Below are 23,129 nucleotides of genomic sequence, written 5' to 3'. Positions count from 1 at the left end.
CCGCCCACAGCCCTCGGCATCGCTCGTTTCCCGAGGCATCCCGACATCGCGGAGATATCGGCATCTCAGAAATACCAGGGGTACGGCTTCCAGTCCGGCTTCCGCTTCTCCAAGAAGGCGTCACGGCCCTCCACGGCCTCGTCGGTCATGTAGGCCAGGCGGGTTGCCTCACCGGCGAACAGTTGCTGGCCGACCAGGCCGTCGTCGGTCAGGTTGAAGGCGTATTTGAGCATGCGGATGGCCTGCGGGGATTTGCCGAGGATGTCGGCGGTCCACTCCAGGGCGACGTTCTCCAGCTCGTCGTGGTCGACCACGGCGTTCACCGCGCCCATCTGGTGCATTTCCTCGGCGGTGTAGGGGCGGCCGAGGAAGAAGATCTCGCGGGCGAACTTCTGCCCGACCATCTTGGCGAGGTAGGCGCTGCCGTAGCCGCCGTCGAAGCTGCCCACGTCGGCGTCGGTCTGCTTGAAGCGGGCGTGTTCGCGGGAGGCGAGGGTGAGGTCGCAGGTGACGTGCAGGGAGTGCCCGCCGCCCGCGGCCCAGCCGTTCACCAGGGCGATGACGACCTTGGGCATCATGCGGATGAGGCGCTGCACCTCCAGGATGTGCAGGCGTCCGGCGCGGGCTGCGTCGACGGTGTCGGCGGTCTCGCCGCTGGCGTACTGGTAGCCGCTGCGGCCGCGGATGCGCTGGTCGCCGCCGGAGCAGAAGGCCCAGCCGCCGTCCTTGGCGCTGGGTCCGTTGCCGGTGAGCAGTACCGCGCCGACATCGGAGGTCATCCGGGCGTGGTCGAGCGTGCGGTAGAGCTCGTCGACGGTATGCGGCCGGAAGGCATTGCGCACCTCGGGCCGATCGAACGCGATGCGCACGGTGCCCTGGTCGATATGCCGGTGGTACGTGATGTCGGTGAGGTTCTCGAACCCGGGGACGGGCCGCCACAGCGTCGGAGTGAAGGTCACGCGCTCGAACATAGTGGGCGATCGTCCCCCGGTCGGCCGCTCCCGGGTGTGAGCTGCGGCGCGGGTTCCGCGCGATCTTCCACTTGACGGTGTAAAAACACCCGCTACCGTGCTGGTATGAGCGAACGTCCGAAACCTGTTATCGACGCCAGTGCGGTGGACCACGATCGGTACGAGCGGCACGGCGGATTTCCCAAGATCGTCGAGGCGCATCCCGGACCGGAATTCGGATCGTTCGTGGCGGCCATGCGCACCCTGCAGGACCTCGCCGTATCGGTCGACGCTCCGGACGAGGTGTACGGGCGGGCGCTGCGGCAGGCGCGCGAACTCATCGACCTGCTCGAGCCCTACCGCGCACCGGAGTTGGCGAGTCCGGCCGGGCGCGCCACCGCGCTGCCGGGGCGCGGGAGTCTGCTGATGCCGCCCTGGCGGGTGGTCGAGGCGGGCCCGGACGGGGTGCGCAGTCAGGGGGAATTCCGGCGATATCACGTGGGCGGCAACAGCGCGGTACACGGCGGCGTGCTGCCGTTGCTGTTCGATGACTTGTTCGGCACCCTCGTGCACTATGCGGGTCGACCGATCAGTAGGACCGCTTTCCTGCATGTGAATTACCGGAAGATCACTCCCATCGAAACGCCATTGACGGTGGTAGGGACCGTGGATCGGGTGGAGGGGCGCAAAACCTTCGTCAGCGCACGGCTATTGGATGAATCTGAAACGCTGCTGGCCGATTGTGAAGGGCTTATGGTGCAGTTGCTGCCTTGGCAGCCGTAGCGCGTCGGCATCGTGTGTGCTCGAGCACCGGTGCGTATAGTTGCGTGCGCTCGTTCATCGCAAACCTATCCGGAGGAACCTGAAAGTGGTTGCAGCACTGTCTGAATCCCTGCTCGACGACACCAAGCGCGCGGCCTTCCTGGCCGATGCCCAGTCGGTTCTCGACGCGGAGGTGTCGGATAAGGGCGGCGCGTCGGGTCTGGCTGTCAAGGGCGGCTACGCCGCGGTGAAGAAGGTCAGCCCCACCATTGTCGGTGACGCGCTGTCGTCTTTCGCGCCCAAGTTCGTCGAGAAGCTCGAGCCGTACTGGGCCGAGTACAAGGCCGGTGGGGCAGGCTCTTTCGCCGATCTGCTGGTCGCCAAGCAGGACGAGGTTGCCGAGGCGCTGCTGGCCGTCACCGATGAGCGCGCCGCGGCCTCGTCGCGTCCGGCCCTGACCAAGGTCTACAACTCGATGCGGTCGTCGGCGAAGAAGCATGTCGCCGAGGCCCTTCCGCGGGTCGGCGACCTGGTGCAGCGGCACGCTGGCTAATTGAAGACTGGTCGGTTCGCGGCCCCGAGAGGGCCGCGAACCGCCGTGTGACACCGGCTGAAATCAGCCCTGGGACTTGCCGACTCGCCAGTATCCGGTGAAGGTGATGTCCGATTTCGGGAGGCCGTGCTCGACCAGGTGGCGACGCACCCCCGACACCAGTTTCTGCTCCCCCGCTGCCCAGGCGTACACGCCGCGGGTCGGGATGTCCGCCGCGCGCAGCGCCGCCGCGGCCGCCGCGCCCACCTCGTCGTGCGCGTCGGCGCGCACCAGCCAGCGCACGTCCACCCCCGCCGGTTCGTCGAGCCGCTGCGCGTCATCGGCATGCGGGATCTCGATGTAGGCGACGCCGCGCAGCTCGCGCGAGGCCGACCGCAGCACTCCGGCGATGGCGGGCAGGGCGCTCTCGTCGCCCAGCAGCAGGACGGATTCGGCGTGCTCGGGCGGCTGGAAGGTGATGCCCTCGTCGAGCAGTCCCACCTTGCCGCCGGGCGTGACATTGTTGGCCCAGGCCGACGCCGGGCTGTCGTCGCCGTGCGAGACGAAGTCGACATCCAGTTCGGCGGTCGAGCCGAATTCGCCCGACCCCGCCGGGCGGAAGTCGCGCACCGTGTAGTTGCGGACCAGCGGGCGGGTGTCCTTGCCCATCATGAGGTACTGGGCGTACCAGCCCAGGGTGCTGGTGGAGGTGGGTAGGCGCAGCGATCCGTCCCTGCCCGGCAGGAACAACCGGAACCACTGATCGAAGCCCATCGGCTCGAAATCGCCCAGTCCCGCGCCGCCCAGGGTGACGCGGACGAAGTTCGGGCTGATCCGTTTGCTCGCGAGCACTTCCGCGCCGATGAAATCCCGCTGTTCGGGCTTGAGAAACTTGGTGCGCTTCGCCATGGCATCAAGTTAGCAAAGCCTAACTAAACCAAGGGGTGTGAGCGGGCCGACGCAGCGCGCCGAGCCACTGTCTGGGAGGCTGAGGGGCGTGAACCCTTCGACAGCACAGGCGCAGGTCGTCGTCGACGAGCTGGCGCGCGGGGGCGTGCGGGATGTGGTGCTGTGCCCCGGATCGCGCAATGCGCCGCTGGCCTTCGCGCTACAGGCCGCCGACGCCGCGGGCCGCATCCGGCTGCACATGCGCATCGACGAGCGCACCGCCGGCTTCCTGGCCATCGGGCTCGCGGTGGCCAGCGGTCGGCCGGTGCCGGTGGTCATGACCTCGGGCACCGCTGTCGCCAACCTCGGCCCCGCCGTGCTCGAGGCCAACTACGCGCGGGTGCCGCTCATCGTGCTCAGCGCCAACCGGCCCTACGAGATGCTCGGCACCGGGGCCAATCAGACCGTCGAGCAGTTCGGGCTGTTCGGCAGCCAGGTGCGCGCCGCCATCAGCCTCGGGCTCGCCGAAATCGAGGACGATCCCGGATACGGTCGCCAGAACAGCGTGTGGCGTTCGGCCGTGTGCCGGGTGCTGGCCGCCGCCCGCGGCACCCGCTCCGGCAATGCCGGACCGGTGCACTTCGACATCCCACTGCGCGAACCACTGGTGCCCGACGCCCGCGAGGGCGATCCGCTGCCCACTGGCCGGGACAGTGGACGGCCCTGGACCGCAACGCAATACGCCACCCTGGATGTCCCCCTCGACATCGACCTGTCGCCCGATACCGTCGTCATCTCCGGGCACGGCGCGGGGCACCGACCGGAACTGGCCGCGCTGCCGACCGTCGCCGAACCCACCGCGCCCATGCACGGGCCGCCGCTGCATCCGCTGGCGCTGTCGCTGCTGCGGCCCAAGCAGGCCATCATCACCGGCCGCCCCACCCTGCACCGGCAGGTGTCGCGGGTGCTGGCCGACCCGGAAGTGACCGTGTACGCGCTCACCACCGGCCCGCGCTGGCCCGATGTGTCCGGCAATGTGGTGGGCACCGGCACCCGGGCGGTCACCTACGGCGCGCCCACCGCCGCCTGGCTGGACAGCTGCCGCGAGCTGGACGAGCGGGCGCGCACGGTGATCCGCGCGGAATTGGCCGCGCATCCCAAACCCACCGGGCTGCATGTGGCGGCCGCGGTCACCGACGCCCTGCACGACGGCGATCAACTGCTGCTCGGCGCGTCCAATCCGGTGCGCGACGCGGCGCTGGTGTGGCATCCGCGGCCCGGCATCCGGGTGCTGTCCAACCGCGGCGTGGCCGGTATCGACGGCACCGTGTCCGCGGCCGTCGGCGCGGCGCTCTCACATGAGGGCCGCACCCTGGCCCTGATCGGCGATCTGACCTTCCTGCACGACGCCTCCGGACTGCTCATCGGTCCGGGCGAGCCACGGCCCAAGGACCTCACCATCGTGGTCGCCAACGACGACGGCGGCGGCATCTTCGAACTGCTGGAACAGGGCGACCCGCAGTACGCGGGCGTCTTCGAGCGGGTCTTCGGCACGCCGCACGGCATGGATCTGGCCGCGCTGTGCGCCGCCTACCGGGTGCCGCACCGGCAGGTGGACCTGTCCGAACTGGCGGTGGAGCTGACCCGGCACGCGCACGGCATGCGGGTGCTGGAGGTGGCCACCGAACGCTCCAGCCTGCGAGAACTGCACGCCACCGTGCGCGCGGGCATCGCGGACTGAACCGCGTCGGTGCCCGCCGCATCCATCGACGGCGCGGCCGACACGGGACGGGCGGGCCGCTCTCCCTGAACGCCAAGCGGCGGCGAACCCATCGGGGAGGTTCGCCGCCGCGTCCTTCGGGTCAGTACTCGCTATCGGAGTCTGTGTCCTCGTAATCGTCGTCCAGAGGCACCGGAATGGACTGCTCGATCACGTCCGCCTCGTTCGCCTCCCAGGTGCGCTCGGGCTCCGGCGGCGTCTCGGTATCGGCGTCGAAATCGTCCGCGGGGTAGCCGCCGTCGTCGTACGCCGGAACGGTCTGCTCGACGAAGTCGGCCTCCGGTACATCCTTCATGGCGTCGGTGATTCGATCTGTCATCAGGTGCTCCTCTCCAGCTGAGTCGACGGCCTGACCGTGGGCCGGGCATCGGGCGTGCACCGCCACCCGGCACTGTCGAGGATGCGCCCGATAGGCCGAGCTGGCAACCACCACGCGCGCACCGCCCGATACCCGGGATGCCCGCTCTGCCTCGGATTATGCGCTCGTGCGCTATTCGCCCGGCAGCGATCCGTTCTCGGCCGGATGCTCCACCAGCGCCACCACCCGGTTGGACAGGAAGCGCGCGGTACGCACCGGGGTGCCGGTGCGCGTGATCTCGCTGACCTCCACCACCCCGCGCGCGATCCGTGTTTCGACGCGCCGCCCGGCTCGGGTCGCGCGCACCTCGTAAGTGCGGTAGCCGTCGCCGGTATCGACGACGATCTCCACTCGATCACCCTTCATCTACCAATTCTCCGCGCCGCCACGCGTTTTCGCTGCTAACGAGTCGGTTGCGGAGTGGCCGTGCACGCACATCCGCACGATCGGGCACGGGGCACCGATGAGTCTCGACGCGCCGAACAGTCCCTATGGGTGAGCGGACCGCCCGCCGTGGGCGTCCGATGCGTTCGGGAGGACCGATGGCTATGTCTGATACCGACAACAAGGCCGCATTCGATATGAAATCCGCCGCCGCGACCATGGCGGCGGTCGTCACCGCGATCACCGATGACCAGCTCGGGGCCGCCACCCCCAGCGGCGGTATGCCGGTGCGGCAACTGCTCGCCCATGTCGCCGGGCTCACGGAGGCATTCCGCGCGGCCGCCACCAAGGAGTCGATCGGCCACTCGGTATCCCCCGCGGAGGTGGAGCCCGACCTGCCCGACGATTGGCGCACCCGGATCCCCGCCCGGCTCGAGGCGCTGGTCTCCGCCTGGCGGGAGCCGTCGGCGTGGGAGGGGGACACCGAGGCGGGCGGGGTGCTGCTGCCCGCCCCTGAAATGGCCACGGTGGCCCTCAACGAACTGGTCATCCACGGCTGGGACCTGGCCCGCGCCACCGGCCAGCCCTACCACCCCGACAACGACGACGTCACCCTCCTGGCGGACTGGCTGCGCGCCACCCCCGAGGAGGGCACCCCCGGCCTCTTCGGCCCGGTCGTCGCGGTCCCCGACACCGCCCCCACTCTCGACCGCCTCATCGGCCTCACCGGCCGCGACCCGGCCTGGTCCCACTCCTGAAGCCCGTCCACGCACGTCGTGGCGCGACCCTCCGAAGTCTTGGTCGCTCCCGGAGGTGACATGGCGTGGCTCCATCCTCGACGGAGCCGTGGCACCCCCCGACGACTGTCGAGGCCGAGCGGGTCGGCGTGACCGGTGCGTTGGTTCCGGCCCGGCCCTCGCGGTTGCGGCGTTCGTCGATGCGGTGGCCGGGTCGAGACGAGTGGGTGTCGCGATCGGGCGCTACCTGCCCGCGGGCCTGGTGCCGACTCGGTGGAGCCCGGGCAGGGCTGTGTATCGCTAAGCGGGCGTGACGAATACGCCCGCGCGGGCGGCGGCCGTCGCGGCGTCGGCGGCGGCGACGGCGGCGCTGTCGTCGATGGGGTCGCCGCTGGCGAGCAGGCGGTAGTAGAGGGGGGCGGAGACGGCGGAGAGGAGGGCGCGGGGGTCGGTGCCGGCGGGGATCTCACCGCGGGTGATGGCCGCGGTCACGCAGGGGGCCCATTCGGTCAGGCGGGTGTCGTAGAAGCGGCGTAGGGCCGCGGCGGCGGTGTCGTCGCAGGTGGCGGCGGCTATGACCGAGGTGAAGAGGCGGCTTTGGCGGGGGTCGGTCAGGGTGCTGGCGACCAGGCGGGCATTGGCCAGCAGGTCGCCGGCGAGGGTGCCGGTATTCGCGCGGGGGAGGGAGGTTTCGGCCATATCGACCAAGAGGTCGGCGATGAGGCCGGTGGGGGTGCGCCAGCGGCGGTAGACGGTGGTCTTGCCCACGTCGGCGCGGGCGGCGACCTCGGCGAGGTCCAGGGCGGCGAATCCCCGTTCGGCGAGTAGATCTCCGGCCGCGCGCAGGACCGCCGCACGGACGCGAGCGGTGCGCCCACCCGGGCGGATAGAGCCGGGGGTGGCGATGTCCGAATGCATAACGGTCCTCCAGTTCCATTTGCGTCGACGGCAGTGTATCGTCGGCCGTGTTAATGAAACTGTGGTTCCGTTAGGAGTGGGTAATGGAGTACCGTCGACTGGGCGCATCGGGTGTGCTGGTTCCGGCACTGAGCTTCGGCGCGGGCACCTTCGGTGGGCGCGGAGAACTCTTCTCCGCCTGGGGCGACACCGACGCGGCGCAGGCGCGCAGGCTGGTGGACATCAGCCTGGAAGCGGGCGTCACCATGTTCGACACCGCCGACGTGTATTCGGACGGTGCCTCGGAAGAAGTACTGGGCGAGGCGATTCGTGGGCGGCGCGACCGAGTGCTGCTGTCCACCAAGGCCGCACTGCCCACCGGTCCGGGACCCTACGACGCGGGCGCGGGCCGCTCCCGGCTCATCGGCGCGGTCGAGGGCTCGCTGCGGCGGCTCGGGGTCGACCACATCGACCTGTTCCAGCTGCACGCCTTCGACGCCGGGACCCCGGTGACCGAAACCCTCGCCGCGCTGGACGATCTGGTGCGCGCGGGCAAGATCCGCTACGTCGGGGCCTCCAACTTCGCGGGCTGGCAGCTCATGAAATCGCTGGCGGCGGCGGACCGGCACGGCTTCCCGCGCTACGTGGCGCACCAGGTGTACTACTCGCTGGTCGGCCGCGACTACGAATGGGAACTCATGCCGCTGGCGCAGGACGAGGGCGTCGGCGCGGTGGTCTGGAGCCCGCTGGGCTGGGGTCGCCTCACCGGGAAGATCCGTCGCGGACAACCGCTTCCGGAGGGCAGCCGCCTGCACCGCACCGCGGCGGCCGGGCCGCCGGTGCGCGACGAACTGCTCTACGACGTGGTCGACGTACTCGACGAGATCGCCGCCGACACCGGGCGCACCGTCCCGCAGATCGCCCTCAACTGGCTGCTCTCACGGCCCACCGTGTCCACGGTGATCGTGGGCGCGCGCAACGAGGAGCAGTTGCGCCAGAACCTCGGCGCGGTCGGCTGGCGGCTCGACGCCGACCAGCTCGCCCGCCTGGACAAGGCCAGCGCCACCACACCGCCCTACCCGTACTACCCCTACTACCGACTCCCGGACTTCACCCGCCTCAACCCGCCGCGGGTCTGAGCGGGCTCGGTGGCCGGGCTGGTCAGGGCGCCGAATACAGCCCCTGCGCCAGCACCGACCACGAGGTCTTCAGATCGTCCTGCCAGTAGCCCCAGGAGTGGGTGCCGCTGTCGCGGTAGACGAAGGTCGCCGGAATTCCCAACTCGTGCAACCGGTTCTGCAGATTACGGTTGAACATGTCCACATTCGCCTCGATGAACGCGCCGATGGCGACCGTCTTCGGGGTTTCGATCGGCGGTTCCTCCCGGAACGGTCCGCCGGGGATGTCGTAGATCCCCGGGATGCCGTTGCCGGTCGAGACGAAGATATTGGTGCCGCGCAAACCCTCGGCGTGAATGGTCGGATCGTTGAGCTCCCAGAGCGGATTATCCGGTGCGCCCCACATATTCTCGACATCGCCGCCGCCCCACACCTCCACGGTCAGCCGCACCGCCTCCCGGGCGATCGGATCGCTGGTCTGGGTGATGCCGCTGTACACGGCGACACTGCGGAACATGCCGGGGTTCTCCCGCACCAGATTCAGCACCGCCACACCCGCCATCGACAGGCCCGCGATGGCGTTCACGCCATTGGTGTTCAGGGCGGCGTCGATGAGCGGCGGCAGTTCCTCGCTCAGATAGGTGTCCCACTTGTTGAGGCCCAGCACCGGATCTCGCCGCAGCCAGTCGGTGTAGAAGGCGAAACCGTTGGCCATGATCTGCACGACATTGACGTTCTTGTCGGACAGGAACTCCAGCGCGTCCGTGCGCAGTTTCCAGGTGGCGGTGTCGATTCCGCCGCCCGCACCGCTGAGCAGATACAGGGTGGGGCGGGGCTCGGAGGTGTCGGCCGGGCGCAACACGTCCACCGGAATGGTCATATCCATTGCGGCGGAACGCACCTGGAGGCGGATATTGCGCTCGTCCTGCACCTCGATGCTCTCGACGTAGGAGCCGTCCGGTGATCTCAGGTCGGGCACCGCGACGCCGGGAGCCCCGGTCACCGGTTCGGCGGTAGCCGCCTGCGCGCCGATCATGATCGATACGGCGGCAAGCAGCACCGCCAGAGCCCGTCGTCCCATGCCAGCCCTATCGCAAGATCAACAGGTGGGGTTACGCCGCGTGACTCAGTACACGTCGCGCACGTAGCGCTTCTCGGCGATGAGCTGCTTCTTGAAGGCCAGTGCGCCGTCCTCGTCCAACTTGCCGTGAATGCGGGCGATCCGCAGCAGGGTCTCGTCCACATCCTTGGCCATGCGCGCCGCATCGCCGCAGACATAGAAGTGGCCGCCCTCGCGCAGCCACGCCCACAGCTCGGCACCGTGCTCGATCATGCGGTGCTGCACGTAGATCCGCTCCCGCTGATCCCGGGAGAAGGCCAGATCCAGCCGAGTCAGGAAGCCGGAGCGGAACATATCCTCGAGTTCAGTGCGGTAGTAGAAGTTGTCCCGGGCGTACTGGTCGCCGAAGAACAGCCAGTTGCGGCCACGGCAGCCGAGGGCGCGACGTTCCTGCAGGAAGCCACGGAAGGGCGCGATGCCGGTGCCGGGACCGACCATGATCATGGGGGCGTTCGGGTCCAACGGCGGCCGGAAATGCGGGGCGCGCTGTAGGAAGATCGGCACCGGGGCGTCCGCGCGATCGGACAGGAAGGTGGACGACACCCCGCCGCGCCGGGACGCCGAACCGATGGCCTCCGGGTCGCCGTAGCGCACCACGCCCACCGTCAACTGCACCTCGTGCGGGCTGACCAGGGGGCTGGAGGAGATCGAATACTGGCGCGGTTGCAGCTTCTTCAGCGTGCCCAGCCACTCCACCAGATCGGCCCGCACCGGGAAGTCGCGCAGCACGTCCACCGCCTGCCGATCCCACAGGTAGCTGTCCAGCTCGTTGCGGTTGTCGCGGCGCAGCAGTTTCGCCAGCCGCGGGCTCGGATTGTGGTCGGCGATGAAGCCGAGCAGATCCTGCGACACCTTGGTGATGTCGAAATGGGTGCGCAGCGCCTCGGCGAGCGGCACCTCGCGATCGTCGACGTCGATCCCGCGCCGCCCGTCCAGCCCGGTGGCATCCAGCCATTCGGCCACCACCTTGTCGCAGTTGGCGGGCCGCACCCCCAGCGAATCCCCCACCTCGTAACCGGCCTCGAGCCCGCGCAGATCGAACCCGAACTGCCGCACCTCCTTCGCCGACCCCGGCCGCGACAGCAGCTCATTGCGCACCAGCGGTGCGGACACCGGCGCATTCCTGGTGAAGGGTGCGGGCGCGGTGCGCCGCGTACGCGCTGCCGTCGCGGTGGCGGACCGCCCCCCGGCCGCCCCACCCGCCGCCACGTCGACCCGAGCCCCGCCCGACAACGGGGTGCCGCCGCTGCGGACGGTCGCGCCGCCGCTGCCGACGGTGACGCCGACGCTGCCGACGGTGACGCCGACGCTGGTTCCGCCGTTGCCAACACCGGCCGTGGCACTGCCGATTGCCGCCGCGCCGCCACTCGCCGACCCGCTCCCGTGATCATCGGGAGTGCCATTGAACGCGACCGCGTCGCCGCCCGTCAGCGACCTGCCGGATGCGGCCCCGCCGTGGCCGAATCCCGCGGCCGCACCGACTCCGACCCTGCCGCCGTCCATCCCCGCTGTCTCGTTGCCGACCCCACCACCGTTGCTCGCCTCCGGGCCGCTGCCCGCCGAACCGTGGCCATATCCACCGGAAGCGCCGCTGACCGCAACCGCGTTACCACCGACTCCGGCTGGTCGGCGCTCGCGTGTGGCTAAACCGCCGCCAGCGAAACCACGGCTGTCATCACTGAATGCAGAACCGCCGATCCCGGCCGCGCCGGTGCCGAAACCGGCGGCGTCAGCACCGAATTCGAGGGCAGCGCCACCGTTCCCGCCGGGGCCGCGATCGACGGTGCCCGTCGGGACGCCGTCAGCCGCCGCCCCGTCGGCCTCGGTGAGGGCGGCGAGTGCCTCCGTCAGCCACTGGTCGGCCAGGTCCTCGTAGTCCGGTTCGCTGTCGACCCGGGGGAGCAGCCGTGCCGCACCGCGTTTCGCGAGCAGTTCGTCGAGTTTGCGGCCGTGGCAGCAGAAGTCGTCGTAGGAGGAGTCGCCGAGGGCGAAGACGGCGTAGCGGACGCCGACGAAGCGGGTGGCGCTGTCGGTCAGCCGTTCCCAGAAGTCCGCGCCGTTGTCGGGCGGTCCGCCGTCGCCGAAGGTGCTGCTGATGATGAGCACGTCGCCGGTCAGGTCGGACAGGTCGGCGGAGTCCATATCGAGTAGCCGTGGCGCGAAACCGGATTCGGCCAGCCGGGTGGCGGCGGCCGCCGCGCACTCCTCGGCGGTGCCGGTCTGGGACGCCCAGAGCACGGTCACCGTGCGCGGCGGAGCCGCCGGGGTCGCATCGGCGGGGTCCGGGTCCAGCCCGATACCGGTGGTGCGGGAGTACATTCCGGCCAGCAGCCCGTCGACCCACATGCGCGCGGCGGGCGAGATGGGCGCGGTCTCCGGCAGCACCGGCTGCCCGGTCACCGGAAGCGAGTGCAGCGCGGCCAGATACCCGCCGAGATAGACGCGCTCGGTCTCGCTGAGGGTGGGCGCGGTGGCCCCTTCGAGGCCGAGCATGGTCGCCAGCGGATGCGGTCCGCTGGACATCACCGGCGCGGCCGCCGGTGCTCCGCCAAGCGGACCCGCTGCGCCCGCGTCCATTCCAGCTGCGCCCGCAGTCGTTCCAGCCGCGCCTGCGGTCGATCCCGCCGCACCCGCGGCTACTCCCGCCGTGCTTGCGAGCATCCCCGCTGCGCCCGCGGACGACTCCCGGGCATCCCCGGTCATTCCCGAAGCGCCCTCCGACAGCACCGCCACCTTTCGCAACCGCACGGCGCACGCCTTGAACTCCGGTTGCAGCGAGGCCGGGTCCACCGCGTCATTGGTGACGGCATTGATGGTCAGGTATTCGCCCTGTTCGTCGTTCCAGTGGAACGGCGCGAAACAGGAGCCCGGCCGGGTGCGGTCGCTGATCACGACCGGCAGCACCGCCCGGCCACGGCGGGAAGCGATTTCGAGGTGATCCCCGTCGTGCACGTCCAGCCGCCCGGCGTCGTCGGGGTGCACCTCCACGAACGGCTTCCCGTTCAGCTTGGTGAGTTTCGCGATCTTGCCGGTCTTGGTCATGGTGTGCCACTGGTGCTGGAGGCGACCGGTGTTGAGCACGAACGGGAAGTCCTCGTCGGGCATCTCCTCGGGCAGCAGATGCGGGCGCGGCCAGAACACCGCGCGGCGGCTGGGCGTGGCGAAGGCCAGCCGCGGGGTGTGCCCGTCCGCTGCGGTGAACAGCGGCTGGCTGACACCGTCGTTCAGATAGCGAATGGGATTGCGCCGCCGCTCCGGATCGGGACACGGCCACTGCATGGGCCCCTCGCGCAGCGCCTCGTAGCTGATGCCGCGCAGGTCGTACCCCGTGGCCGGATTGCTGAACCGCGTGATCTCCTCGAACACCTCGGCGCTCGACGCGTAGTCGAATCCCTCGAACCCCATGGCGGTGGCGACCTGCGCGATGAGCAGCCAGTCCGGCCGCGCGTCGCCCACCGGATCGACCGAGCGCCGCAGCAGCGTCATGGTGCGTTCCGAATTCACCATCACCGCATCCGATTCCGCCCACAGCGTGGCGGGCAGCAGCACGTCGGCATAGGCGTTGGTGGCGGTCTCGGTGTATACGTCCTGCGCGATCACCAGCTCCGCCGCTTCCAAGCCCGCGATCACCGTCTTCCGATTCGCCACGGAGGCAACCGGATTGCTGCAGATGACCCAGCACGCCTTGATATCCCCGTCGGCCAGGCCGCGGAACATCTCGATGGTGCCGGGGCCGCCGGTGTCCCGAATGGTGCCCGGCTCCACCCCCCACACGGTCTCCACGAAGGCGCGATCGTCCGCCGACAGCACCGCGCGCTGCCCGGGCAGGCCCGGCCCCATATAGCCCATCTCCCGGCCGCCCATGGCATTCGGCTGCCCGGTCAGCGAGAACGGCCCGCTGCCGGTGCGCCCGATGGCCCCGGTGGCCAGGTGCAGATTGCAGAGGGCGTTGGTGTTCCAGGTGCCGTGCGTGGACTGGTTGAGTCCCATGGTCCACAGCGACATCCATTCGCCCGCCGCGCCGATCCAGCGGGCGGCGGTGCGCAGATCCGCCTCGTCGACTCCGGTGATCTCGGCGACCCGCGCGGGCGGGTAGTCGGCCAGGAACTCCGGCATGGCCGCCCAGCCCTCGGTGTGCTCGGCGATGAAGTCGGCGTCGATGTCGCCGTTCTCGACGAGCAGGTGCAGCAGGCCGTTGAGCAGCGCCAGATCGGTGCCGGGCGCGATCTGGAGGAACAGATCGGCCCGCACCGCCGTATCGGTGCGGCGCGGATCCACCACGATCAGCTTCGCGCCCGCCTTCAACCGGTCGGCCATGCGCAGGAACAGGATCGGATGGCAGTCGGCCATATTCGCGCCGATGACGAAGAACAGGTCGGCGTGGTCGATGTCGTCGTAGGAGCCGGGCGGGCCGTCCGCGCCCAGCGACTGCTTGTAGCCGGTGGCCGCACTGGCCATGCACAGCCGAGAATTGGCTTCGATGTGCACGGTCCGCAGGTACCCCTTGGCCAGTTTGGTGGCCAGGTACTGCGCCTCCATGGACATCTGCCCGGACACGTACAGGGCGATGGCGTCGGGTCCGTGGGTGTCGAGGATCACCCGCAGTCGGTCGGCGGCCTCCTGGACGGCCGCGTCGACCGGCACCGCCACCGGTGCCTGCCCGCGCTCGGGCCGCCGGTACGCGGTCGCCATCCGGCCCGGTGTGGTCTGTAGTTCGAGATGGGTCGCCCCCTTGGTGCACAGGCGTCCGGCGTTGACCGGGTGCAGCTTGTCACCGCTCACCTTGGCGATCACGGTCGCGCCGTGTTCGTCGGTCCCGGTGTCGACGGTGATGCCGCAGCCCACGCCGCAGTAGGAGCACGCCGTGCGGGTGCTCGTGCGGGGAGTGGCTGCATCCGACATGAGACCGATCATCCCGATCCCCGATTGCGCCGGATTTAACCGACGTTATCGGCAGGTGACAAAACTCCTCACAGCGCGCAACACTCGCAGTGAGGTCGCTGACCTGCGGTGATTTAGGACACAGGGGGAAATCGGCCCGGAACGTCAGCCCAGTTTGTAGGCGCGGTGCAGCGCCACCACCCCACCGGTCAGATTGCGCCACCCGACCCGCGACCAGCCGGCGTCGGCAATGCGCAGCGCCAGCTGCGACTGCGTCGGCCAGGCTCGGATCGACTCGGCCAGGTACACGTAGGCGTCCGGATTGCTGGAGACCGCGCGCGCCACCCGCGGCAGCGCCTTCATCAGATACTCCATGTAGACGGTGCGGAACGGGCCGAACACCGGCGTCGAGAACTCCGCCACCACCAGTCGTCCGCCCGGTTTGGTGACGCGCAGCATCTCGCGCAGCGCCAGATCCGGATCGGCCACATTGCGCAGCGCGTAGGCGATGGTCACGGCGTCGAAGGAGGCGTCGGCGAAGGGCAGGCGCATGGCGTCGGCGGCCACCATCGGCACCTGGCGATGCCGTCCGGCCGCGAGCATGCCCTGCGAGAAGTCCGCCGCCACCACCCACGCGCCGGACTTGGCCAGCTCCACCGTGGACACGCCGGTCCCGGCACCGAGATCAAGCACCCGCTCACCGGGCCGTAGCGCGAGCGCCTTGCGCGTCGCCCAGCGCCAATACCGGTCCTGTCCCGCGGAGATGACGGTATTGGTCAGGTCGTACCGCTTCGCGACCCCGTCGAACATCGACGCGACCTCGTGCGGCTGCTTCTCCAGCGAGGCCCGAAACGATTCCCGCCGCTCTGTTTTCGCCACAGTCGAACCCTAGCGTTCCCGGCGCGACAGCAGCCACAGCGTGGGCAGCGCCACGCCCCAGGTCACCACGATCACCGACAGCGTGGGGATGATGGCCACCCGCACATCCCGGCCCGCCACCCGCACCAGGTCCGGATCGCTGCGCCGGTACTCCACGTTGATGCGTTCGCCCACCGTCAGTTTGGTGGGGTAGAGCACCCCCACCCGCGGATTGTGGGTCTTACCGTCCGGAGTGACGAAGATGACGGCCGAACGCAGGCGGCCCGCCGACAGCACCTCACCGGTAGCCACACCTTTGTCAGAGTTGATCAGATAGTCGTCGCGCCAGGCCGCGAGCAGCAGCAGCACCGATAGCGCGCTGATAGCGGTAGCGGCTATGAGGACCCCGATCCGGGTCCGCCGCAAGCGAAGCGCACGGTGCCGCATCGTGTTGGCAGACTGGCTGGTTTCCGACACTTCACCAGCTTATTCAACGGCTCGACTAGCGTGTGCGGCCATGTCCCGAAAAATCAGCTTCACCGTGCAGTACAGCGTTCCGGTCGAAGATCTTCACCGGGCACTCACCTCCGACGACGTGTGGCGGTCGCGCTTCGCCGACGCCGCCACCGCCACCCTGGATCTCTCGCACCCCGAGGGGCCCGGCACCATCCGCATCCATATGACCGAAAAGGCGCCCGAGGAGAAGATTCCCAGCATCGTCACCAAGGTGCTCAAGAGCGAACTCGTGCTCGAACGCACCGACAATTGGGGTGCCCTCGACGGCGAGATCGCCAAGGGCGACTTCAAGGGCGCGTCCAAGGGCATCACCACCGAGATGGAGGGCACCTACGAGCTGCGGCCCACCGCCGCGGGCTCCGAGATCGAGGTGAACGGCATCGTGGCCGTCAAGGTGGCGCTCGTCGGTGGCGCCATCGAACCGCTGGTGGAGAATCTGCTCCACAAGGTGCTGAACAGCGAACGCAAGCACATCGAGGCGTGGTACGCCACCCAGAACGCCTAGCAGCCAAGGAAATTCCGTGCCCGCCCGTGGTTCACGGGCGGGCACGATCGCGACGGAGGCCGTGGTAACCAGGCGCGCAGCGGCGATGTCGCGCGGCGGTGCCCGACGCCTCCTATGGTGCGCGACCGGTTCTTGCGGTGCTCGACCGGCTCCCGCGGTGCGCGGCCCTACAGTCGGCGGGGTCCGCCCGCCAGTTCCTCCAGGCGGGCGATGCGCTCGGCCATGGGCGGATGGGTGGAGAACAGGCGGGCCACCTTGTCCCCGGCACGGAACGGGTTCGCGATCATCATGTGCGATTCTGCCGCCAGCCGCGGCTCCGGCGGGAGCGGAGCGGCCTGCACCCCGCGCTCGATCTTGCGCAGCGCCGATGCCAGGGCCAGCGGGTCGCCGGTGAGTTCGGCGCCGTCCTGATCGGCCTGGAACTCGCGGGAGCGGGAGACCGCCAGCTTGATCAGCGTGGCCGCGATCGGGCCCAGCAGCGAAACCAGCAGGATGCCGATCATGTTCGGGCCCTCACCATTGCGGTTGCCGCCGAAGGCGCTCGCGAAGAACGCCAGGTTGGCCAGACCGGAGATGACCGAGGCCAGCGCGCCCGCCACCGACGAGATCAGGATGTCGCGGTTGTACACGTGCGAGAGTTCGTGGCCCAGCACCGCGCGCAGTTCGCGCTCGTCCAGGATCTGGAGGATGCCGGTGGTACAGCACACCGCCGCGTGCCGGGGACTGCGGCCGGTCGCGAAGGCGTTCGGCGCATTGGTGGGGCTGATGTAGAGCCGCGGCATGGGCTGGCGCGCCGTCGTCGCCAGCTCCCGCACGATGCGGTACATGACCGGCGCTTCCAGCTCGGTCACCGGCTGCGCGTGCATGGCCCGCAGCGCCAGCTTGTCGCTGTTGAAGTAGGCGTAGGCGTTCATGCCCACGGCCAGCAGGATCGACAGGACCAGGATCGTCGGATTGCGGAACATCGCCCCGGCGAACACGATCAGCGCCGACATGCCGACCAAGAGCCCGAAAGTCTTCAACCCGTTCGAAAAACTGTGCCCGTGCATCGGTCTCCTTCTGCCGCGCCCCTCCCGGTGTGCGTTACACCAGGTCAACGATGAGCACGGTGAAACGGGTTCCCGGATGCGACCCGGGCCACGGTCGTCGGCCTCAGCCCACGCGTTCGATGGTGTAGCGCACCAGGCGCTCCAGCGCCTCGTTGGCGGGCCCGGACGGCAGCGCGGACAGTTCGGCGTGCGCGATATCGGCGTATCCCTGCAACTTCTCCTTGGCCAGCAGCATGCCGCGCGAGCGCGACAGCAGCTCCAGCGCCTCGTCCACCTCGGCGTCGGTCTCCAGCGGGCGGGCCAGCAGCTTGCGCAGCCGATCGCCCTCCGGGCCCTCGTCCCGCAGCGCGTACAGCACCGGCAGGGTGTGCACGCCCTCGCGCAGGTCGGTGCCCGGAGTCTTGCCGGACTGCTCCGACACCGAGGAGATGTCGATGATGTCGTCGGAGATCTGGAAGGCGGTGCCCACCGCGTCGCCCAGCCGCGCCAGCCGCTCCACATGCTCGGGGTCCGCGCCGGAGAAGGTGCCGCCGAACCGGCCCGAGGCCGCGATGAGCGAGCCGGTCTTCTCCCACACCACCCGCAGATAGTGCTCCACCGGATCCTGGGATTCCTTGGCGCCCAGCGTCTCCCGCATCTGCCCGGTCACCAGTTCGGCGAAGGTCTCGGCGATGATGCGCACCGCGTCCGGACCCAGCGTGGACACCAGGCGCGAGGCGTGCGCGAACAGGTAGTCGCCGGAGAGGATCGCGATGGAATTGCTCCAGCGCGAGTTCACGCTCGGCGCGCCGCGGCGCATCGGGGCCTCGTCCATCACGTCGTCGTGGTACAGCGTCGCCAGATGCACCAGCTCGACCACGGTGCCCGCCGTGATCAGGTCCGGGCTGTCGGGCTTGGGACCCAACTGCCCGGTCAGGATGGTGAACAGCGGCCGGAACCGCTTCCCACCCGCCCGTGCCAGGTGCAGCGCCGCCTCCTGCAGGAATTCCTCCCCGTCGGACAGCTCCCGGATCAGCAGATCCTCGACCTCCACCAGGCCGTTCCGCACGGTCGCGGCGAGCTCCGGGTCGCCGAGATCCACCCCCGCAACCACGGTGCTCTCATCGCTCACAGCCGATGCGCTCATTTCATCTCCCAGTGCCGCGTCCGACCCCACGGGGAAGAACCTAGCGTGTCGCCACTTATATCCCCATGGAACACCACCGTAGTGGGACGGAAAGAACACCCACCGCCCCCGCAGCCTCCACCCCCCGTCCCGTAGTGAACCCAACGTGGTCCGCGTCCGTAGCGAGCGTTCCGGCTCGCGCCCGTAGCGCAGCTTCCCGTCTCGCGTCTGTGGCGGAGCCGTCCTGATCCACACCCGTAGCGCAGCCATCCTGTCTCGCGCCCACAGCAAACCCCTCCCGGGTTCGCGGCGCGTCCCGGTTCTGGACTGAGTGGAGCGGAGGAGCGAAGCGGGGGAGCGGAGGGAGGGAAGAACCGGGATTTTCAGCGCCGTGAACCCCGCCGGAGCGAAGCGGAGGCAATCGAACACAGCGGGGGAGCGGAGGGAGGGAAGAACCGGGATTTTCAGCGCCGCGAACCCGCCCGCAGCGAAGCGGAGGGCAAATCAAACACAGCCCGTGCCAGTATGGGTCCCATGGGTTCACCGGAGACGACGCCCGGGCAGGGGTCGATGTCGGACGTATTGCCCGCGCACGCGGAGGTGCTGGTGGTGGGGGCGGGACCGGCCGGGTCGGCCGCCGCCGCCTGGGCGGCGCGGGCCGGGCGGGACGTGCTGGGAGTGGATTCCGCGGTGTTCCCGCGCGACAAGACCTGCGGTGACGGGCTGACTCCGCGCGCCACGGCCGAACTGGAGCATCTGGGGCTGGGGGAGTGGCTGCGCGCGCATACGGTGAACCACGGTCTGCGCATGGCCGGGTTCGGGCGGGAGGCGCTGCTGCCCTGGCCGGAGGGGTCGTTCCCGAGTTACGGCAGTGCCGTGCCGCGCACCGAACTCGACGACAAGCTGCGCGAGACCGCGATGAAGTCTGGTGCGCGCATGGTGGACGGCGCGCGTGTGGTCGAGGTGGCCCGCGACGGCGACCGGGTCACCGGCGTCACGGTGAAGACCGACGGCGGGTTGCACGCGATCAGCTGCAAGACGTTGATCGTGGCCGACGGCGTGCGGTCGCCGGTGGGCAAGCTACTGGGCCGCACCTGGCATCGGCAGTACGCCTACGGCGTGGCGGCCCGCGCCTACATCACATCCGCCCGCAGCGACGACCCGTGGATCACCTCGCATCTGGAACTGCGCGACGCCGAGGGCTCCCTGGTGCCGGGGTACGGCTGGGTGTTCCCGCTGGGCAACGGCGAGGTGAACATCGGCGTCGGCTCACTGGCTACCGAGCGCCGCCCTTCCCACATCTCCCTGAAACCGCTGTTGCAGCACTATGTCTCGCTGCGCCGGGAGGAGTGGGGTTTCGAGGGTGAGGCCCGCGCGGTCGCGTCGGCGCTGCTGCCGATGGGCGGTGCGGTCTCGCAGGTGGCGGGCCGCAATTGGGCGCTGGTCGGCGATGCCGCGGGCTGTGTGAATCCGCTCAACGGCGAGGGCATCGATTACGGCTTGGAGGGCGGCCATATGCTCGCCGGGATGCTGGACGAGCCCGATCTGTCCACGCTGTGGCCGGATATGTTGCGCGCCCGCTACGGCCGCACTTTCTCGGTGGCGCGCCGACTGGCCGGATTCGCCACCCATCCCAAGACGGTGCCGCTCGGTGGCCCGCCGGTGATGCGCTCGAAACTCTTGCAGCGCACCGCCGTTCGAGTGATGGGCAATTTGGTCACCGACGAAGACGTGGACGTGACCGCCAAGCTGTGGCGGAGCGCGGGACGCGCTTCGCTGCGCTTCGACGAGCTCCAGCCCTTCTCCTGATCCGTCATGTCGGCCCGACCGGTTCCCGAGGATCTGCTCCCGCATCTGCGGCGGGCGCGGGATCTGGCGGACCGGAATTACGCCGAGCCGCTGGACTTGGACGGTCTGGCGGCCGCGGCGGGGGTCTCCAAGTACCACTTCCTGCGCAGTTTCGCGGCCACCTACGGCAAGACGCCCGCCGTCTATCTGGCCGAACGCCGCATCGAGCGCGCGCAGGACCTGTTGCGCGCCACCAATGTCACGGTGACCGAGGCGTGCATGCTGGTGGGCTACTCCTCGCTGGGCTCTTTCAGCCGCAAGTTCACCGAACTGGTGGGCATGTCGCCCTCGGAATACCAGGCCAAGTTCGCGGCCGAGGGCACGCCGCGCATTCCGGGCTGCTTCGTGTTCATCCACGGGTTGTCGGATCGGCGGCTGCCCGACTAGCGACCGGCTCGAGCTGAGCGATTTCCCCGAGCTGAGCAATTTCGGAGAAGCCGCGCGGGCCGCCGACTCCATAGCCTGAGTGCATGACCACAATCACGCACGTCTCGCTCGCCACCGTGTACGTCCTGGACCAGACCGCCGCCAAACAGTGGTACATCGACAAGCTGGGCTTCGTCGAAACCGCCGACGTGACCATGGGCGACAACGGATTCCGCTGGGTGACCGTCGCCCACCCGGATCATCCGGAACTCGAGGTCACCCTGATGCTGCCCGGCCCGCCGCTGGACGACGACCTGGCCGAGGCCACCCGCCGCGCCCTCGCCAAGGGCAGCCACGGGGCCCTCGGCCTGGCCACCGACGACTGCCAGAAGACCTTCGACGAACTCACTGCCAAGGGGGTGGAATTCGTGCAGCCGCCCGCCGAACGCCCGTACGGCGTGGAGGCGGTGATCCGCGACAATTCCGGCAACTGGCTGGTCATCGTGGAGAAGCGCTCGTTCGACCCGGGGCAGTAGGCATACGCCGGGCGAGCCCGGGGTAGCAGGCACACCGGGCGAATCCCGGGGGAGCGGAAGCACCGGGCGATAGGCAGAACCGGGCAGCGGAAAGAACCGGGGCGCGGCACCCGCCGGGGTGCCGCGCCCCATCGCGGTCAGGTCAGGGAACGACGGCGCGGGCCGCGAGCGCATCCGCTGCGGCCGCGGTGTTCGGACTCCGCTCCGACGCGGATGTCGCGCTGCTAGCGGTAGTTCACGAACTGCAGCGCCACCTCGAAATCGCTGTTCTTCAGCAGCGAGATCACGGCCTGGAGGTCGTCGCGACTCTTGGAGCTGACCCGCAGTTCCTCGCCCTGGATCTGCGCCTTCACGCCCTTGGGCCCCTCGTCGCGGATCTTCTTGGAGATCTTCTTCGCGTTGTCCTGGGAGATGCCCTGCACCAGGGTTCCTGTGATCTTGTACACCTTGCCGGAGGCTTGCGGATCACCCGCGTCGAACGCCTTGAGCGAGATGTCGCGGCGGATCAGCTTCTCCTTGAACACCTCCAGCGCCGCCTTCACGCGATCCTCGGACTCGGCCTGGATCACGATCTTCTCCTCGCCGGACCATTCGATGCCCGCACCGGTCCCGCGGAAGTCGTAGCGGGTGTTCAGCTCCTTGGCCGCCTGGTTGAGCGCATTGTCCACCTCCTGTCGGTCGACCTTGCTGACGACATCGAACGATGAATCGGCCACGCTTGTGCTCCTGTCCGAGATCGGAAGTTTGTGGGGGGTTCGAACGCCGACCGTAGTCCGTCGGACACCGCGTTTTCCAGCCGGTTTGCATTCCGGGCGGGGGTTCGATGTATTCTCGTCACCGCGCTGCAAGGCGTACCCAGGCAGGTTGCCCGAGCGGCCAATGGGAGCAGACTGTAAATCTGTCGGCGAGAGCCTACGTAGGTTCGAATCCTACACCTGCCACACTCGAACCCCTTGGGACCGAACCGGTCCCAAGGGGTTCTGCTGTATCTATTTGCCCTCCGCTTCGCCCCGGGCGGGTGCTGTGTTCGATTTGCCCTCCGCTTCGCTCCGGGCGGGTTCGCGGCGCTGCAGGTCTCGGTTCTTCCCTCCCTCCGCTCCCCCGCTTCGCTCCTCCGCTCCGGTCAGTCCAGAACCGAGACACGCCGCGAACCGACGGCGGGGCTGCTCCGCGAATGGCGGTCAAATCGCGGTTGACCAGGCGGTTTGGAGTTGTGGTGAGATGTTGTGTAACCTCGTTCAAGTCTTCAGCGCCCCGCCCCTCGGGTCGGAGCCAAGTAGACATGCCCCCTTAGCTCAGTCGGCAGAGCGTTTCCATGGTAAGGAAAAGGTCAACGGTTCGATTCCGTTAGGGGGCTCGCCGGATTGCCGGTGGTGACCGACTCGGCACTCCCTGAAGAATGACCGGGCCGTCGCTGCTGCCAATACCGCGCGTAAGGCGGTGTAGCTCAGGCGGTAGAGCAAACGACTCATAATCGTTGTGTCGCCGGTTCGAGTCCGGCCATCGCTACATACTGATACCCATCAGGCTGACCGGAAAGAAGGCAAATCGTGGCCGCGAAGTCCACTGATATCCGGCCAAAGATCACCTTGGCCTGCGAGCAGTGCAAGCACCGCAACTACATCACCAAGAAGAACCGCCGGAACGACCCGGATCGGTTGGAACTGAAGAAGTTCTGCCCGAACTGCGGTACCCACCGGGCGCACCGCGAATCCCGCTAACTTAACCCCGCGCGCTCTACCGCGTGGAAGAAGTGCCGGAACGGTAAGCCGCTACGTCCCTCCTACACAGGGACAGTGGCCCCGGTCCGGCACTTGGTGTATATAGCGGTGGTTCAGCGCTCCGCCGATCCCGGGTTGGGATCAGATAGGGACTTCTCTGCCGTGACTCTCAACTCTGCCGTGACTCTCAATTCCGAGGCCGCACAGGATATCGAGGC

The 23,129-nt window shown here is 68.9% G+C and carries 22 protein-coding genes and 3 tRNA genes; 13 read left to right on the top strand and 12 right to left on the bottom strand.

Annotated features, from left to right (window positions below; translation table 11 throughout):
• Positions 1–65: 65 nt before the first annotated feature.
• Complete coding sequence (locus QJS31_RS15070) at positions 66–959, bottom strand: 1,4-dihydroxy-2-naphthoyl-CoA synthase (RefSeq protein ID WP_282786113.1); 894 nt, start codon at positions 957–959, stop codon at positions 66–68.
• Between the two features lie 117 nt (positions 960–1,076).
• Between QJS31_RS15070 and QJS31_RS15065 the strand changes: the two genes are divergently transcribed.
• Positions 1,077–1,733, top strand: coding sequence for a PaaI family thioesterase (locus QJS31_RS15065; protein WP_306356975.1), 657 nt, complete (start codon positions 1,077–1,079; stop codon positions 1,731–1,733).
• An 85-nt stretch (positions 1,734–1,818) separates the two neighbouring features.
• Positions 1,819–2,265: a hypothetical protein gene (locus tag QJS31_RS15060; RefSeq protein ID WP_282786115.1), complete on the top strand. Its 447-nt coding sequence runs from the start codon at positions 1,819–1,821 to the stop codon at positions 2,263–2,265.
• Between the two features lie 63 nt (positions 2,266–2,328).
• On the opposite strand, the gene QJS31_RS15055 is transcribed toward QJS31_RS15060, so the two are convergent.
• Positions 2,329–3,153 carry a siderophore-interacting protein gene (locus tag QJS31_RS15055; protein WP_306356974.1) on the bottom strand — a complete coding sequence of 275 codons (825 nt, stop codon included), beginning with the start codon at positions 3,151–3,153 and terminating at the stop codon, positions 2,329–2,331.
• 88 nt (positions 3,154–3,241) lie between these two features.
• Here QJS31_RS15055 and menD point away from each other — a divergent pair, with 88 nt between their 5' ends.
• Positions 3,242–4,873, top strand: coding sequence for a 2-succinyl-5-enolpyruvyl-6-hydroxy-3-cyclohexene-1-carboxylic-acid synthase (gene menD, locus QJS31_RS15050; RefSeq protein ID WP_306356973.1), 1,632 nt, complete (start codon positions 3,242–3,244; stop codon positions 4,871–4,873).
• A gap of 121 nt (positions 4,874–4,994) precedes the next feature.
• Here menD and QJS31_RS15045 read toward each other — a convergent pair whose 3' ends face one another.
• Together QJS31_RS15045 and QJS31_RS15040 are read right to left on the bottom strand one after the other, a co-directional pair.
• On the bottom strand, positions 4,995–5,231 hold the full coding sequence (locus tag QJS31_RS15045) for a hypothetical protein (protein ID WP_029925976.1): 237 nt from the start codon (positions 5,229–5,231) through the stop codon (positions 4,995–4,997).
• A 171-nt stretch (positions 5,232–5,402) separates the two neighbouring features.
• Complete coding sequence (locus QJS31_RS15040) at positions 5,403–5,636, bottom strand: hypothetical protein (RefSeq protein ID WP_282785097.1); 234 nt, start codon at positions 5,634–5,636, stop codon at positions 5,403–5,405.
• 182 nt (positions 5,637–5,818) lie between these two features.
• On the opposite strand from QJS31_RS15040, the gene QJS31_RS15035 reads away from it, so the two are divergent.
• A complete protein-coding gene (locus tag QJS31_RS15035; RefSeq protein ID WP_306356972.1) occupies positions 5,819–6,412 on the top strand; it encodes a TIGR03086 family metal-binding protein in 594 nt (197 codons plus the stop codon).
• A 279-nt stretch (positions 6,413–6,691) separates the two neighbouring features.
• Here the strand turns inward: QJS31_RS15035 and QJS31_RS15030 are convergent, their stop codons facing one another.
• A complete protein-coding gene (locus QJS31_RS15030; protein WP_306356971.1) occupies positions 6,692–7,309 on the bottom strand; it encodes a TetR/AcrR family transcriptional regulator in 618 nt (205 codons plus the stop codon).
• Positions 7,310–7,392: 83 nt separating this feature from the next.
• On the opposite strand from QJS31_RS15030, the gene QJS31_RS15025 reads away from it, so the two are divergent.
• Complete coding sequence (locus QJS31_RS15025; protein WP_282785094.1) at positions 7,393–8,427, top strand: aldo/keto reductase; 1,035 nt, start codon at positions 7,393–7,395, stop codon at positions 8,425–8,427.
• A gap of 22 nt (positions 8,428–8,449) precedes the next feature.
• Here QJS31_RS15025 and QJS31_RS15020 read toward each other — a convergent pair whose 3' ends face one another.
• The 4 genes from QJS31_RS15020 to QJS31_RS15005 all read right to left on the bottom strand — a co-directional run bounded on the left by QJS31_RS15020 (position 8,450) and on the right by QJS31_RS15005 (position 15,712).
• Positions 8,450–9,487 (bottom strand): alpha/beta hydrolase family protein, encoded by a 1,038-nt coding sequence (locus QJS31_RS15020; protein WP_282785093.1) that lies wholly within the window; start codon positions 9,485–9,487, stop codon positions 8,450–8,452.
• Positions 9,488–9,532: 45 nt separating this feature from the next.
• The gene (locus QJS31_RS15015; RefSeq protein WP_306356970.1) at positions 9,533–14,428 is read right to left on the bottom strand and encodes a molybdopterin-dependent oxidoreductase; all 4,896 of its coding nucleotides are present in this window, start codon (positions 14,426–14,428) and stop codon (positions 9,533–9,535) included.
• 144 nt (positions 14,429–14,572) lie between these two features.
• On the bottom strand, positions 14,573–15,286 hold the full coding sequence (locus QJS31_RS15010; RefSeq protein WP_282785150.1) for a demethylmenaquinone methyltransferase: 714 nt from the start codon (positions 15,284–15,286) through the stop codon (positions 14,573–14,575).
• Between the two features lie 9 nt (positions 15,287–15,295).
• Entirely contained in the window at positions 15,296–15,712 is a 417-nt protein-coding gene (locus QJS31_RS15005) for a DUF3592 domain-containing protein (protein WP_029925960.1), read from the bottom strand.
• A 70-nt stretch (positions 15,713–15,782) separates the two neighbouring features.
• Between QJS31_RS15005 and QJS31_RS15000 the strand changes: the two genes are divergently transcribed.
• Positions 15,783–16,286 (top strand): DUF2505 domain-containing protein, encoded by a 504-nt coding sequence (locus tag QJS31_RS15000; RefSeq protein ID WP_282785149.1) that lies wholly within the window; start codon positions 15,783–15,785, stop codon positions 16,284–16,286.
• 167 nt (positions 16,287–16,453) lie between these two features.
• Here QJS31_RS15000 and htpX read toward each other — a convergent pair whose 3' ends face one another.
• Both htpX and QJS31_RS14990 read right to left on the bottom strand, forming a co-directional pair.
• Positions 16,454–17,335, bottom strand: a complete 882-nt coding sequence (gene htpX, locus QJS31_RS14995) for a zinc metalloprotease HtpX (protein ID WP_282785148.1) — start codon at positions 17,333–17,335, stop codon at positions 16,454–16,456.
• Positions 17,336–17,438: 103 nt separating this feature from the next.
• A complete protein-coding gene (locus QJS31_RS14990) occupies positions 17,439–18,461 on the bottom strand; it encodes a polyprenyl synthetase family protein (protein ID WP_282785147.1) in 1,023 nt (340 codons plus the stop codon).
• A 513-nt stretch (positions 18,462–18,974) separates the two neighbouring features.
• On the opposite strand from QJS31_RS14990, the gene QJS31_RS14985 reads away from it, so the two are divergent.
• The 3 genes from QJS31_RS14985 to QJS31_RS14975 all read left to right on the top strand — a co-directional run bounded on the left by QJS31_RS14985 (position 18,975) and on the right by QJS31_RS14975 (position 21,190).
• On the top strand, positions 18,975–20,249 hold the full coding sequence (locus tag QJS31_RS14985; RefSeq protein ID WP_372341654.1) for a geranylgeranyl reductase family protein: 1,275 nt from the start codon (positions 18,975–18,977) through the stop codon (positions 20,247–20,249).
• A 6-nt stretch (positions 20,250–20,255) separates the two neighbouring features.
• A complete protein-coding gene (locus QJS31_RS14980; RefSeq protein WP_306356969.1) occupies positions 20,256–20,675 on the top strand; it encodes a helix-turn-helix transcriptional regulator in 420 nt (139 codons plus the stop codon).
• Between the two features lie 83 nt (positions 20,676–20,758).
• Positions 20,759–21,190, top strand: a complete 432-nt coding sequence (locus tag QJS31_RS14975) for a VOC family protein (RefSeq protein WP_282786464.1) — start codon at positions 20,759–20,761, stop codon at positions 21,188–21,190.
• Between the two features lie 224 nt (positions 21,191–21,414).
• Here the strand turns inward: QJS31_RS14975 and QJS31_RS14970 are convergent, their stop codons facing one another.
• Positions 21,415–21,906, bottom strand: a complete 492-nt coding sequence (locus tag QJS31_RS14970) for a YajQ family cyclic di-GMP-binding protein (protein WP_039817512.1) — start codon at positions 21,904–21,906, stop codon at positions 21,415–21,417.
• Positions 21,907–22,048: 142 nt separating this feature from the next.
• On the opposite strand from QJS31_RS14970, the gene QJS31_RS14965 reads away from it, so the two are divergent.
• The 4 genes from QJS31_RS14965 (at position 22,049) to rpmG (ending at position 22,911) form a co-directional block, all read left to right on the top strand.
• Positions 22,049–22,131: transfer RNA gene (locus QJS31_RS14965), tRNA-Tyr, on the top strand.
• A gap of 343 nt (positions 22,132–22,474) precedes the next feature.
• Positions 22,475–22,547: transfer RNA gene (locus QJS31_RS14960), tRNA-Thr, on the top strand.
• Positions 22,548–22,626: 79 nt separating this feature from the next.
• Positions 22,627–22,699: transfer RNA gene (locus QJS31_RS14955), tRNA-Met, on the top strand.
• 41 nt (positions 22,700–22,740) lie between these two features.
• On the top strand, positions 22,741–22,911 hold the full coding sequence (rpmG, locus tag QJS31_RS14950) for a 50S ribosomal protein L33 (protein WP_029925945.1): 171 nt from the start codon (positions 22,741–22,743) through the stop codon (positions 22,909–22,911).
• Positions 22,912–23,129: the final 218 nt, after the last annotated feature.

The organism is Nocardia sp. CC213A (assembly GCF_030766805.1).
Lineage (GTDB): Bacteria > Actinomycetota > Actinomycetes > Mycobacteriales > Mycobacteriaceae > Nocardia > Nocardia otitidiscaviarum.
Note: the sequence above shows the minus strand (reverse complement) of the source record. Positions and strands in the feature narration are given on the sequence as shown.